The organism is Lederbergia galactosidilytica, from assembly GCF_017873565.1.
Lineage (GTDB): Bacteria > Bacillota > Bacilli > Bacillales > Bacillaceae_C > Lederbergia > Lederbergia galactosidilytica.
The window spans coordinates 98,362-112,067 of sequence record NZ_JAGGKH010000015.1 but is presented as its reverse complement, the minus strand read 5'-3'; the positions used below and the strand labels follow the sequence as shown (position 1 = coordinate 112,067).

Below are 13,706 nucleotides of genomic sequence, written 5' to 3'. Positions count from 1 at the left end.
AGAGACGATGGAAAAACAGCCAAATATTATATGTATTTTAAGTGATGACCAAGGAGCATGGGCGTTAGGAAGCGCGGGAAATCCGGAAATTCGCACCCCTCACTTAGACCGTCTAGCAGAAGAAGGAATGCGGTTTTCCAATTTCTTTTGCACATCACCAGTCTGTTCGCCAGCGCGAGCTTCCTTATTGACTGGAAGAATCCCTTCACAACACGGCGTCCAGGACTGGATTCGAGAAGGAAATCTAGGGGAGAATGCGATTGAATATTTAGAAGGACAGACAGCTTATACTGAAATATTAGCGGAAAACGATTATGTTTGTGGAGTGAGTGGAAAATGGCATCTCGGAGATAGTATCCGACCGCAGAAAGGTTTTCATCATTGGTATGTACATCAATTTGGTGGGGGACCTTATTACGGAGCCCCGATGATTCGCGATGGAAAATTAGTTGTAGAAGATAAATATATAACGGAAGCAATTACAGACGATGCTATTGCATTTTTAGATGAGCAGGCAGGTAAGCAACCTTTCTATTTAAGTGTGCATTATACAGCACCTCATGATCCTTGGATTAATAGTCATCCCCAGGAAATCGTTGATTCATATGAGGATTGTCCGTTCTCATCCATTCCCAACGAACCAAAGCATCCTTGGCAAATTGATACGGCTCCTTGGGGAGATAATCGTAAGGAAAACTTAAAAGGTTATTTTGCCGCTGTCACTGCGATGGACCAGCAGATTGGTAGAATTATAGAAAAAATTGAAGCAATGGGTATTCGCGAAAATACGCTTATTTGTTTTCTAAGTGATAATGGCTTTAATTGTGGTCACCATGGCATCTGGGGGAAAGGCAATGGGACTTTCCCGCAAAATATGTATGATACTTCAGTAAAGGTACCAGCTATATTTTCTCAACCAGGGCATATACCTATAGGGACAGTATGTGAGGAACTAGTAAGTGGGTATGACTTTATGCCAACTTTATTAGATTATGTCGGCTTGGAAAATGATGAAGCAGACCAACTTCCAGGACAAAGCTTTTACTCCTTATTAAAGGGTAAGCAAGCGAAGCCTCATGATCATGTAGTGATTTATGATGAATATGGTCCAGTCCGAATGATTCGGACGAAGGAATGGAAATATATTCATCGCTATCCATATGGCCCGCATGAACTATACCATTTGGCAAAAGATCCAGACGAAAAGGCAAATCTAATCGAAAATCAAACTTATCAAGATATTTTAATAGAAATGAAGAGAAAGCTAGAAGATTGGTTTTTTCAATATGTAAACCCAGCAATGGATGGAACACATGAAGCTGTCAAAGGATATGGCCAACTCAATATTGTTGGACCAGCTGGAAAAGGAAAATCAGCATTTCGAGAAGAGCCATAAGCAAATCAATTTTGTAGCACGAACGATTTTGTCAAATCATTGTCATGTCAATTCATTAAAGGGTGGTGCTTGATATGAAAATCACTAATGTTGAGACGTATTTATTGGATATCCCTTTAAAACAGCGAGCCATTACTGATTCACAAACAAGATTAGAATCTGTGGAATTTGTTGCTGTACGGTTGGATACAGATGAAGGGATTAACGGTTGGGGATTTAACTGGAATTACACAAAGGGTACACGCGCTGTACAAGCGATTATCGATGATACGTATGCACCGAAACTTATTGGAAAAGATCCGCTTATGTATAAAACAGTTTTACGTGAATTGCATTATACGAATCATTTTATTGGGCAAGTAGGGATTACGCGTGTCGCTTTATGTGCAGTAGAATTAGCCTTCTGGGATATTAAGTTAAAAGTAGCTAACCTTCCTTTATGGAAGTATCTAGGTCCTATGAAAGATAAAGTGAAAGCGTATAACACAGATGGTGGTTGGCTACAAGTGACGACAGACGAACTGATCAAAGATATGACGGCATTAGTGGAGCGAGGCTATGATGCGGTGAAGATGAAGCTAGGATTACCTGATCCAAGAGAAGATTTCAAACGGGTAAAAGCCGTTCGTAAAGCTATTGGGGATGATATAAAACTAATGGTCGATGTCAATACAGTTTGGGATTTAAAAACGTCGAAGGTATGGGGCCGCAAGCTAGAAGAATTAGATGTTTATTGGTTAGAAGAGCCGATGAACCCCTTTGATAAAAAAGCTCATGCCGAATTAGCGCAATCACTAGATCTGCCGATTGCAATTGGAGAAACAATTTACACAAAATATGATTTTCGTGATTATATCGAAATGGGTGCCGTTGATATTGTGCAAGCAGATGCAACAAAACTATCAGGTATTGACGAATGGTTGGATGTGGCGGCACTGGCTCGTTGCTATAACTTAGAAGTGATCCCCCATACAAATGTACAACAGAAATTACATGCCCAATTGGCAGCCGCAACGCCGAATGTACCAATGGTCGAGCATTGCTATGAGTCGATTGCCGATATCTGGGAAGATCCGATCAAAGTTGTGAACGGCTATTACACCCTACCAGATGAACCAGGATTAGGCTGTAAACTAACAGATAAAGTTTTGACAGAATATAGAATCGGTTAAAATAAAAAACTCAGGTCAACGCCTGAGTTTTTTATTGATGAAAGTTCCTTCCGAGAATTGCAGGCAAACTAGAATGAAAAGTAGAAAGAACGAAGGGAAAGACAGCTACGATCCTATAACTCGACCGTATGGCCTCCAGTCTATACGCCTAAAACTCTCCCGTTTGAATTTTTATGTTAATCCACTGCTTTGTCCCGAGTTTTAATTAAATAATGTGCATTTAGCCAAGAGGCAATAGGAATAATTAAGGCAATGCCAATGCCAGCGCAAAAGATCGTGAGCATTTCGGCGCTAAATACTTTGGAGTTGATCATTTCTCCTATAGAGTAGGATAGATCTTTAAACCATAAAAGTAAGGCAAGATAACCACCAAAAAAGGCAAAAAATAATGTATTCGTATTGGTTCCCAAAATATCTTTCCCAATGCTTAGCCCGGAGAGAAATAGCTCTTTCCTGCTAATGGATGGATGATGAAGAAAGATTTCGCGCATTGGCGAAGTAATCGAGATCGCGACATCTGTAATCGCCCCAATCGTGCTCATAATGATGACGGAGGCTCCTATTTTGACAAAATCCACACCGATATAAAGGGAGAACATGCCCATTTCTTCCATTTCTTCTTCACTGAACCCTTGAATCATAGCTTTTTCAGCTATAATTGCAATAAAAATTAACAAAATCACGATGCTGATAACGGTGGAAATAAAGGCTGTTGTGGTCTTACTGTTCACTTCATTGATAAAAAACAAATTAATACAACTGATCACAGTACAGCCGATTAAAGTTAAAATAATTGGATTAGCATTTGGATCTGTCATAAATAAGACAATGAGAATCATTACCGCAAAGTTTAAAAATAAAGACAGAAAAGATCGTACACCTTTTGTTCCACCGATCATGATCATCAAAATACCTAAAATAATCGCTAAACAAAAAAATACATTCATAAGCTTCTCCTCTTTCGCTGAACGAAATAAATGGAAATATATAAACCGATTGGGATCGCTAATACAATGCCAATCCCCCCTGCTAAGGCGCGCGCTAGCTCCAATGAAAGGTTCATAGAAACAGAAAAGCCCAAAGGTGAAGCATTCTTTAAATATAAAATTAGCATTGGGATCGAGCCACTAATATAAGCGAAAAATAAAATATTGGTCATCGTTCCCATAATATCTTTCCCGATATCTAATCCCGAAGCTTTCAAAGCTTTTACGGAAATAGCATTATTTGTTTCATATAAAGCAAATATCGAAGCTGACATTGTAATGGCGACATCCATCACAGCGCCTAAAGAGCCTACAAACAACCCAGCCATAAAAATCATTTGGTAAGGACGGGTTAGAAATTGCATTTCTTCATAGCGTAAACCATTTTCATTCGTCAACCACAGTACTAAATAGGTGATCAGGAGAGATAGAAGTGTAGCGAATAAGGTTGCTAGAATGGCGGCATACGTTTTTTCATTAAAACCATTCACAAGTAGTAACGAAATCGCTGTAAATAAAATGGCGGCAATTCCACAGATCCATAGTAAACTGATATTAGGGTGTTGCACATATATATCCAATGCATAGGAAAGTAAAAGGGCATTAATGACTAAACTGATGATCGAAAAAAAGCCTTGTTTCTTCCCAACAATTAGTAAAATAAATATAAACACCCAAGCGACAAATAGAACGTATTGATCACGCTTTACATCTTTAATATCGCCAGTTAATGGTTTTTTATTGTCCGGATCATGGTCAACGGAAACAAACAATTCATTACCAACACGATAAGATTGATCAAAGGCACCAGAAATCGAATATTCATTGGTTAAATGAATGGACTGTCCTTTTTCCTTGCCATTTTTTAGTTCAGCGATGATATGTTGTGTGGTAAGTTTATCATGATTATTATACATATCTACCATGTCCGTGCTCTCAACCTGTTTGACTTTGATCACCTTGGCAATAGACCGTTCATACAAGAAGTGATTATGTTGGACAAATATAATGGAGGTAATAAAGCAAAGAAATAAAAGTGCATAAAACACCATTTTTTTTCGTGGAATGGCTCTCCACTTATGTACAAAGGTTCTCAAAGCATAGCCCCCAATAATTCTTCTGGAATAGTGTATAAGAAGAGCAGGATTCAACTGATACTCCAACGAAGTAATGGAGCTAGGATAACAGGGATATTTCTATTGGTCAAGTAGTGTTGAAGAAGGGAAAAATAAAGTACTTTACGGGGGATGTTCAAAAAGTCCGGTAAAAATGACACTGCGAATTTCTTCGTTGGCTTGCTTTTCCGCTGCTCATGTATCAGGAGAATGATCTTCTACTAAAACCGCCCACGTCCTGTGGGCAACGTAGAAGTCAGCACATCCTGTGCAAGTCCGCTGCTCAAAGCTGCGCCGCCTCGAACTTTCGACGTACAGGATGTACTAGTGTCGGCGTTGCTGACAGGACGTCAGCGCTTTTAGCCGACTTGGTCCTTTTTATCCTCCTTTTTGAACAAGTACTTTAAGGGGGATGGATATATGCGGAAGTTGTAGTAGAATGATTATAATATATCAAGTGTTTGACGCTATATGGAGGTAATAAAATGAGATTAGATGCCCACCAACATTATTGGCAATTAGAGAACGGGTGGACGAACTGGCCTACAAAGGATTTGAAAGCGATTTACCGAGATTTTTTACCCAATCAATTAGAGCCACATTTGCAGAGACATCAGATAGAACAAACAATTGCTGTTCAAGCAGCCCCAAAGGAAGCGGAGACACGGTTTTTGCTAGAATTAGCGGCGCAACATCCTACAATTGCAGGAGTGGTCGGTTGGCTTGATTTAGCAGATCCGTCATTCCCGGAACGATTCGAATATTATCGGCAGTACCCGAAATTTGTTGGGATCCGGCCAATGTTACAGGATCTTTCTGATGATCGCTGGATTCTTCGGCCAGATGTAAAAAGCAATTTGCAGATTTTAATGGAACATGATTTTCCAATCGATCTTCTGATTTATCCTAAACATTTGCCACATATCGTTGAACTATTATCAGAATTTCCGAGATTACGAGCCGTCATTGACCATTGTGCTAAACCGAATATTAAAGATCAATCGTGGAATGACTGGGCAGAAGGAATCGCGAGGGTGGCACAGCAGCAAGCAACTATGTGTAAAATCTCCGGTTTAATAACGGAAGCGGATCTGCAATCTTGGAAACTCACTGATATTCAGCCATATATCGAGCATGTTTGGCAGCTATTTGGTCCGGAAAGAGTGATGTTTGGGAGCGATTGGCCTGTATGTTTATTAGCTGGAACATATGATGAAGTCATAGAGATTATCGAAGAGACCATACCTAAAGATTACCAATCATTATTATTTGGAGAGAATGGAAGAGTTTTTTACAAAATACATTAGAACAGAGGCGTGACAATTGTTGTCGCGCTTCTATGCAATAAAAATCATTTTTCCTTTCAATTAAGTGAAACGGTGAACATATGCTATAATAATGACAAAATACATAAATAGGTCCTGTTATTTAACATTTCTAGTTAGAGAGGATGGACACATGTGAAAAAGAGCTTAGCTATTGTGATGCTGTTTTTATTAATAACTGCAGCATGTTCCCATCCGGCAGAAGAATCTCCAGCCGATCAAGATGTCGAAATCACAATTTCTGCTGCAGCCAGTTTGAAAGAGGCAATGGATGTAATTCAGCAATCTTATATGAAGGAACATCCTCACGTGAAATTAAGAGTGAATTATGGTGGCTCAGGTTCCTTACAACAACAAATTTCGAATGGTGCTCCTGTGGATTTATTTTTCTCAGCAGCTGAGGATAAATATAATCGATTGGTTGAAGAAGGAAAAATTGCTGAGGAAGATGGAATCGATCTTTTAAAAAATGAACTTGTTTTGGTTGTGCCGAAAGAAGGAGAAATTGCGATCCAGCAACTCGAAGATTTAGCGACAGATAAGATTCAACAACTTACTATTGGAACACCAGAATCAGTACCTGCAGGAAAATATGCGCGGGAGTCATTAGAAACGATCGGGTTGTGGGGAGAAATTGAAGCGAAAATCGTTTATGCAAAAGATGTACGACAAGTTTTATCTTACGTAGAAACAGGAAATGTGGAGGCTGGATTAGTATACAAAACAGATGCCATGATCTCCGATAAGGTAAAAATAGTGGCAACAGCCTCTTCAAATACTCATAGCCCGATTGTTTATCCAGTAGGAGTTATAAAAGATTCAAAACATTATGAAGCAGCCAAACAGTTTTATCGATATTTGCAAAGTGAAGCTGCATTAAAGGTATTTGAGGATTATGGATTCATTATGGAGTAACATAGGAGCAGACGAATTTTGGACACCCATTTGGCTATCAATAAAAATTGCTTTTATTGCAACTTGTATTGTAATTGGAACAGGTCTTTTTGTTGGACGTTGGATGGCAAGAAGGAAGTTTAAAGGAAAAACGCTGTTAGAGACAATCTTCATTCTACCCATGGTGTTACCACCGACGGTCGTAGGTTTCTTGCTTATCGTATTCTTTGGGAAGAATAGTTACCTAGGACAATGGATCGAATGGCTTTTTAAACAGCCAATTATCTTCACATGGTGGGCAGCAGTTATTGCTTCAGCGGTCGTTTCTTTCCCATTGATGTATCAAACAGCGAAGTCTGGCTTTCAAGATGTTGATTTAGATATTGAGAATGCTGCTAAGGTCGATGGAGCAAACGAATGGAAAACACTTGTCTTCATTTCCATTCCATTAGCCTTTAGGTCTCTTTTAACTGGAAGTATTCTTAGTTTTGCAAGGGCAATAGGAGAATTTGGCGCGACATTAATGTTTGCGGGTAATATTCCTGGGGAAACACAGACTATTCCAACCGCGATTTATTTGGCAATTGATTCTGGTCAGATGGAAATGGCATGGTTATGGGTAGCGACAATCATCATAATCTCTTTCTTAATGCTTTTGCTTGTTCAGCGTAAGCGGACTTAAACGATCTCTATTTTGTTTGGAGAGGCTAGAACATAATTAAAATGTTAAGCAACTAAGACGAATGCTGCATTGACATAGCGTAAGAAATACGTAGACTCTTGTAGGAGATTGGCAGTAACGGTCATGTCCTGTGATCAACGATGACACTAGAAATTCGTCGAAAAGGCATCGATGAAATCCAAGCGTGGGACTTAAGGATGTAAGGCTAAAACCGCGCCATCCCGCCGGCAGCTTCAAAGCGCAACTTCCTGTTGCTTCACCTACACTCGTACGCTTTTGTATGTCGCAACGCCTTCATGACCCACTTCCTGCTGGCCCGAAGCTCACTAGCCCCCCGCAGAAAATGAAGTATATTTCTGGAGCAGATTATATGCATTTAGTATTTCAGTTTATCTTTGGTGAAAACACTTTTGTCCCAGCCTCTTTTCATTTTAAACACCAGAATAAAGTTACTTAATCTAAGCAAATCGCCAAAAACACCGGAATAGCATTAGTTGAAGACCCATTGGCTTAAGAAGGAGAAAAGGTTAGTCGCGCCCATCTAGCAGTAGTTCATAACGCAATATCCTATTTGTTTCGTTTACAATAGTGTCGCAATACCTTATCACTTCTAAGCCTACGCTAGAAGCCTTTTTAACATTTTTGACTTTTGTGATAGCTTTAAAAAACTTGTTTAAATGGACCCTCAGTGCTTCATCTCTTAAAAACAATGCCTTATTATTTTCTTTTAAAAAGGGAGGAGGCACCTAGATGAAGTTCTGAAGGTAGAACAATCTTCCGAGGTGTAGCAGGAGCTGTGTTTTCAACCCGCTCAATTAATAATTGGGCACCGAAATAACCGAAGTTATAAGATGGTTGCTCTGCAGAGGTTAAAAAAGGTTCATTTCCAAAATAGTTAGGAATACTATCATAACAAACAACAGCGATATCTTCTGGTACTTTAACTTCATTTTCTTTTAAATACTTCACCGCATTCATGCCGATAAAGTTACTAGTTGCGAAAATGGCTGTCGGACGTTCTGTTTCAGGTAAAGCAAGCATCTTTTTGATGGTATCAGAAATATCGCTGTCTTGTAAAAAGTGACTTTGATAGATCCAATTTTCATTCATCGGTAATTCATGGAGGGCCAATGTATCAAGATAGGCATGATGCCGCTCTTTTGCTGTCGCAATATCTAAAGGGGCATTCACAATCGCTATTTTTTTGTGTCCTTGTTTAATTAAATGCTCCAACAATCTCTTTGTAGTCATCTCATTATCACTTAAAACTTGGTCACAGGCTAAATCCTCAATATATCGGTCGATCAAGACATAGGGGATTTTATATTTCGCCAGTTTTTGTAAGTTTTTCTTCGAAGAGTCATTCGCAGGAGCTGCTAAAACTCCATCAGTCCCCGTTGAGATTAACATATCGATGTATTTGGATTCCTTTTCTACATTTTCATCACTATTACAAAGCATAAGCTGGTAGCCCATTTGCATGGCTTTATCCTCTGCACCTCTGGCAATATTCGTAAAGAATGGATTGGTTATATCTGTCACCATTAAGGAGAGTATTTTACTCTTTTTAGAGGTTAAACTTCTTGCGGAGCTATTCGGAATATAGCCCAACTCCTCTATAACAGCCTCCACTTTTTTCCGCGTTTTTTGGCTAATGCTCCCAGAATTGTTTATCACACGAGAAACGGTCATTGCTGAGACATTGGCTTTTTTTGCTATATCATAAATTGTGACCAAATGATCTGATCCCCCTTTGAGCCTTTAAAAGCATGTATTATTTTTATTATACGGTAAATCTTTACCTTTTTCAGTATGGATTCTTTTTAAAAGCTCTATTTTTCAAAAATGCAAGAAAATTAACGTACAAGAATAAATTGACAAAATAAACAGAATGTTATATATTGTTACCGAAAAACCAATTTTTACCATTTTTTTAGAAGGGAGGTCCGTACTTCAAAGCGTGCTAAAGGGAATGTAAGCGTTTTACTAAACTTTAGGGGGAATCCGATGAATTTACAAAGATATCTTATTTTCACCATCATATTTTGGGGCCTATTATCCTTATTGGTAGCCTGCTCGCAGGCAGAAACGAATGAGAAAGCTGAAACATCCAATGTATCAGAGAAAGATAAAAATATAAGTGTAAAGGAATTTTCTAATGAGGAGGTCACCTTAAAAATTGCTACTCCTTGGGGACAAGATTACTTTATGACACGTGTCGGAGATTATGTGGAAGAACATCTTCCTCATATGACATTAGAACATATTGATTGGGATGGTTCGGTAGAGGGATTAGAGGAATTGTATGCATCTAACACAGTACCGGACGTTTTATTAGCTTTTACCGGGCAACAGCCGCTTGAAGAACTGGATTCGGTTTTTCCGTTGGAGGATATTTTAGAAGAATATGGTGTTGATTTAAGTTATCTTGACCCATTAACATTAGATGAAATTCGTTCAAGGGACAAAGAGAGAAGACTTGTAGGAATTCCACAAGAGGTCGGGGCGATCGGTCTTTATTATAATAAAGAGGTGTTCGATCTTTTTGGACACGAATATCCTAATCCTGATGAAAGCATGACATGGGATGAAGCATTGGAGCTTGCGACTAATTTGACGGGAAGTCGAAATGGAACTGATTTTTGTGGTCTTGAGATGCTAGATATGGAACAAACTCCTTTATGGGAGCTATCAGCCAATATGACAGATCCGGAAACAGGAGAAGTATTATTAGTAACAGATAGTAAATTCACAAAGTATATGGAATTGATGGAACGTTATTATCATAATCAAGAAAATCAGAGTGAAGAGTGTAGCTTCGCCAATAAAACAACGGCAATGAAAGTTGGCTGGCATGGTTTTCTCGCTCAATGGGGCGGAGAGGATGCGGAAAAGGAGAAAGAGTACTTGAAAAATATTGATATCGCTCCTGTTCCAACATGGTCAGAGATGCCTGGAATTGGCCCATCACCGCGAGGAATTCAACCATGGGTCATTAATCAGCATAGTGAACAAAAGGAGGCAGCCCTTCAATTTATTTTGGAAGGGGTATCGAAAGAGTATCAATTAACTCTATCTCGAATTGGCACACCTTCAGCAGTAAAGGCAGATGAGATTGTCGACCAATTTGGTGCTGAAAACGAGCTGTTGGTTGATAAAAATACGAAAGCGTTATTTCAGAATATACCAGCAGACCCACCTGAAATAAAAAGTACTTGGGACCAATATGTGCTTTTTGATCTTGAGGAATACAGCGAAAGTGGAATAGATATTCAAGAGTTTTTAAGAGTGACGGCTGAAGAAGCGGAGATTCGTATTGAAGAAGCTAAAGGAAAGTAAAGCGATTAAAAAGTAGAAAATACAGTTTATCTTTGAGTTAGCAAAAGAATCGTCTTGCTAGCTCTTTTTGGTGGAAAAGGCGTGGAGCTACACTAGAGAGTTTCTATTCGTAATATAATGAGTAAAAAGAATGGAATGTCCACTACAGTCATGAAAGTGAATGGCTCGCTCAACACCTCTTATTACAAGGAACATTGCTTCATACTTTTCCTTACTTAGTTGTGAGATTCTTCTCACAATTTTTTTGTTCTATTTTAGAGATGAATAGAAACTTGTCGAACGGAAACTTCGGAAATAGATTGACAGTTATAATCAGTGGTGTTAGTTTAATATTATCGGTAACAAAATCAACAGTGACCCGTTGTAAGCCCTTTCTAAAATAATACCAGAAGAGGTGACTAATTTGAACGATCGGGATCAAAGAACAAAATGGTTTTTAGAGGACCGCTTTGGTTTATTTATTCATTGGGGTCTGTATGCGATTCCAGCTCGAGGAGAGTGGGTGCGCAGTTTTGAAAAGATAAGTAACCAAGAATATCAACCATATTTTGAAGAATTCAATCCCACGCATTACAACCCAAAAGACTGGGCAAAGGTGGCGAAAGCAGCTGGCCAGAAATATGCAGTTTTAACAACGAAGCATCATGATGGCTTTTGCTTGTTTGATAGTCAACTTACAGACTACAAAGCTACCAATACATTGGCGAAAAGAGACTTAGTGAAAGAGTATGTGGAGGCATTTCGGGAAGAGGGGCTAAAGGTTGGATTCTACTTTTCCATCATTGATTGGTATCACAATGATTATCCAGCATTTGGTGACCGCCAACATCCCATGAGAGACCAAAGCGATTTTAAGGATAAAGAGATTGATTTTGATAAGTATCTTGACTATATGCATGGACAGGTTAAGGAATTATTAACACGCTATGGGAAAATCGATATTATGTGGTTTGATTTTTCTTATGATGATATGACAGGGGAAAAGTGGAAAGCAACGGAATTAGTGAAAATGGTCCGTGAATTACAACCCGACATTATCATTGATAATCGTCTAGGGGGGAATATAAAATCAGCCCAACCTGAAATATATGCTGGCGATTTTTATTCACCTGAGCAAATCATCCCACCACAAGGTATTCTTAATGAAGTGGGGGAGCAGGTTCCTTGGGAAGCCTGTATTACATTAAATGATCATTGGGGTTATCATGCAAAAGATCAAAATTATAAATCGGCGAAACAAGTTATCCGTACACTTGTCGAATGTGTCAGCAAAAATGGAAATTTACTTTTGAATGTAGGTCCAGATGCGAAAGGGATTATTCCGGAAGAATCGATTGAGATTTTAGCAGAAGTAGGAAAATGGATGGATCGAAATGGCGAGAGCATCTATGGGTGTAAAGCAGCTGATTTACCGAAACCAGAATGGGGACGCTATACGCAAAAGGGAAATACATTATATGCTCATGTTTATGATCGAGGAATCGGACCGATTTATTTTGCCGGTCTAAAAGATAGAATTAAAAAAGCGAGATTACTAGCTGATGGATCGGAATTACATGTATTTACTCCTTGGATGGCAGCGGATTATTCTGATGCGGAAAGTGGAGCTTTTATTACACTTTCAGGGGCTAGATTACCAGATGAAAAAGATACTGTCATTGAGCTAGAACTATTTAATTAGTAAGGGAGAGAGAAAAAGATGAAAATCGGTTTAAGTACATACAGCTTATTAAAAGCGATTAAAGCGGGAGAAATGGATGTGCTCGATGTTGTTCAATGGATTGCAGATAATGGTGGCAAGCATATGGAGATTGTTCCTTATGGATTTACACTTGTCGATAATCTTGAATTAGCGGATGCCGTCCGAGATAAAGCAAAGGAAGTTGGAATTGAATTATCCAATTACTCGATGCCAGCTAATTTTGTCCAAGAAACGGAAGAAGAGTTTGAACAAGAAGTAGCAAGAATCAAGGAGCATGTGGATTTGCTACATCGGATGGGCATTAAGCATATGCGTCATGACGTCACAGCCTTTACTTTACCACCAGAAAAAATTACGATTGAATGGTTTGAGAAGAATTTACATCTTATGGTAGAAGGTAGTAGGCAAATTGCCGATTATGCAGCACAATATGGGATTACAACGACAATTGAGAACCATGGCCAATGTGTACAACATAGTGATCGCGTGCAACGAGTATTATTAGAAGTCGATCGCCCTAATTTCAAAACAACGCTTGATATCGGAAACTTTCTCTGTGTTGATGAAGATCCAATTGTAGGAGTAAAGAAAAATTTACCTTTTGCTTCACTTGTCCATTTTAAGGACTTCTATATCCGTCCTTTTGATGAACATCCAGGTGGTGGCGAGTGGTTTACTTCGGCAAATGGCAATTATTTAAGAGGCTCGATTGTTGGGCAAGGTGATGTCAACATCCGTCAAATCGTGAAGCTTATTAAGGATTCTGGCTACGATGGGAATATCACCCTTGAATTTGAAGGTATGGAAGAATGTAGAGAAGCTTCCAAAATTGGTATGGAGAATATCCGCAGACTTTGGGATGAGGCTTAAGCAATCTGAGAAACTATTTTATGGCAGAAATAAATTGCATTCAAGGCTGGGACATAATTAAATTGTTTAGCTCTATAAACGAACAATATATTACTTTAGCGTAGGAAATATAGGTAGACCCCTGCGAAAGGTAAGACATCGGTGAGATCTCGGAGTGCGACTTAAGGATGGAAAGCTAAAACCGCGGCACCCTGACGGCAGGCTCAAAGCGCAACTTCCTGTTGG

11 protein-coding genes are annotated in these 13,706 nt (G+C 39.0%); 8 read left to right on the top strand and 3 right to left on the bottom strand.

Going from position 1 to position 13,706, the window contains the following annotated elements:
* Window positions 1-7: 7 nt before the first annotated feature.
* Window positions 8-1,396 (top strand): sulfatase family protein, encoded by a 1,389-nt coding sequence (locus tag J2Z23_RS15710; protein ID WP_057983394.1) that lies wholly within the window; start codon window positions 8-10, stop codon window positions 1,394-1,396.
* Between the two features lie 74 nt (window positions 1,397-1,470).
* Entirely contained in the window at window positions 1,471-2,568 is a 1,098-nt protein-coding gene (locus tag J2Z23_RS15705; RefSeq protein WP_057983392.1) for a mandelate racemase/muconate lactonizing enzyme family protein, read from the top strand.
* Window positions 2,569-2,744: 176 nt separating this feature from the next.
* On the opposite strand, the gene J2Z23_RS15700 is transcribed toward J2Z23_RS15705, so the two are convergent.
* Window positions 2,745-3,515 (bottom strand): YibE/F family protein, encoded by a 771-nt coding sequence (locus J2Z23_RS15700; RefSeq protein ID WP_057983390.1) that lies wholly within the window; start codon window positions 3,513-3,515, stop codon window positions 2,745-2,747.
* Entirely contained in the window at window positions 3,512-4,606 is a 1,095-nt protein-coding gene (locus tag J2Z23_RS15695; RefSeq protein WP_209974520.1) for a YibE/F family protein, read from the bottom strand. Before J2Z23_RS15695 ends, J2Z23_RS15700 begins: the two co-directional genes overlap by 4 nt.
* Window positions 4,607-5,154: 548 nt before the next feature.
* Between J2Z23_RS15695 and J2Z23_RS15690 the strand changes: the two genes are divergently transcribed.
* From J2Z23_RS15690 to modB, 3 genes are all read left to right on the top strand, one after another.
* Entirely contained in the window at window positions 5,155-5,976 is an 822-nt protein-coding gene (locus J2Z23_RS15690; protein WP_064468429.1) for an amidohydrolase family protein, read from the top strand.
* 177 nt (window positions 5,977-6,153) lie between these two features.
* Complete coding sequence (modA, locus tag J2Z23_RS15685; protein ID WP_057983468.1) at window positions 6,154-6,909, top strand: molybdate ABC transporter substrate-binding protein; 756 nt, start codon at window positions 6,154-6,156, stop codon at window positions 6,907-6,909.
* On the top strand, window positions 6,890-7,570 hold the full coding sequence (gene modB, locus J2Z23_RS15680; RefSeq protein WP_057995013.1) for a molybdate ABC transporter permease subunit: 681 nt from the start codon (window positions 6,890-6,892) through the stop codon (window positions 7,568-7,570). Before modA ends, modB begins: the two co-directional genes overlap by 20 nt.
* 717 nt (window positions 7,571-8,287) lie before the next feature.
* On the opposite strand, the gene J2Z23_RS15675 is transcribed toward modB, so the two are convergent.
* Window positions 8,288-9,307 carry a LacI family DNA-binding transcriptional regulator gene (locus tag J2Z23_RS15675; protein WP_057983371.1) on the bottom strand — a complete coding sequence of 340 codons (1,020 nt, stop codon included), beginning with the start codon at window positions 9,305-9,307 and terminating at the stop codon, window positions 8,288-8,290.
* 270 nt (window positions 9,308-9,577) lie between these two features.
* Between J2Z23_RS15675 and J2Z23_RS15670 the strand changes: the two genes are divergently transcribed.
* The 3 genes from J2Z23_RS15670 (at window position 9,578) to J2Z23_RS15660 (ending at window position 13,481) form a co-directional block, all read left to right on the top strand.
* Complete coding sequence (locus J2Z23_RS15670) at window positions 9,578-10,909, top strand: extracellular solute-binding protein (protein WP_057983369.1); 1,332 nt, start codon at window positions 9,578-9,580, stop codon at window positions 10,907-10,909.
* Window positions 10,910-11,312: 403 nt separating this feature from the next.
* Window positions 11,313-12,590, top strand: coding sequence for an alpha-L-fucosidase (locus J2Z23_RS15665; RefSeq protein ID WP_083492329.1), 1,278 nt, complete (start codon window positions 11,313-11,315; stop codon window positions 12,588-12,590).
* Window positions 12,591-12,608: 18 nt separating this feature from the next.
* Window positions 12,609-13,481 (top strand): sugar phosphate isomerase/epimerase family protein, encoded by an 873-nt coding sequence (locus tag J2Z23_RS15660; protein WP_057983365.1) that lies wholly within the window; start codon window positions 12,609-12,611, stop codon window positions 13,479-13,481.
* Window positions 13,482-13,706: the final 225 nt, after the last annotated feature.

Coding starts and splice junctions, on each gene's coding strand:
- J2Z23_RS15690 (WP_064468429.1), top strand. CDS start 5,155: ATGAGATTAGATGCCCACCAACATTATTGGCAATTAGAGAACGGGTGG.
- modA (WP_057983468.1), top strand. CDS start 6,154: ATGCTGTTTTTATTAATAACTGCAGCATGTTCCCATCCGGCAGAAGAA.
- J2Z23_RS15660 (WP_057983365.1), top strand. CDS start 12,609: ATGAAAATCGGTTTAAGTACATACAGCTTATTAAAAGCGATTAAAGCG.
- J2Z23_RS15705 (WP_057983392.1), top strand. CDS start 1,471: ATGAAAATCACTAATGTTGAGACGTATTTATTGGATATCCCTTTAAAA.
- modB (WP_057995013.1), top strand. CDS start 6,890: ATGGATTCATTATGGAGTAACATAGGAGCAGACGAATTTTGGACACCC.
- J2Z23_RS15700 (WP_057983390.1), bottom strand. CDS start 3,515: ATGAATGTATTTTTTTGTTTAGCGATTATTTTAGGTATTTTGATGATC.
- J2Z23_RS15710 (WP_057983394.1), top strand. CDS start 8: ATGGAAAAACAGCCAAATATTATATGTATTTTAAGTGATGACCAAGGA.
- J2Z23_RS15670 (WP_057983369.1), top strand. CDS start 9,578: ATGAATTTACAAAGATATCTTATTTTCACCATCATATTTTGGGGCCTA.
- J2Z23_RS15695 (WP_209974520.1), bottom strand. CDS start 4,606: ATGGTGTTTTATGCACTTTTATTTCTTTGCTTTATTACCTCCATTATA.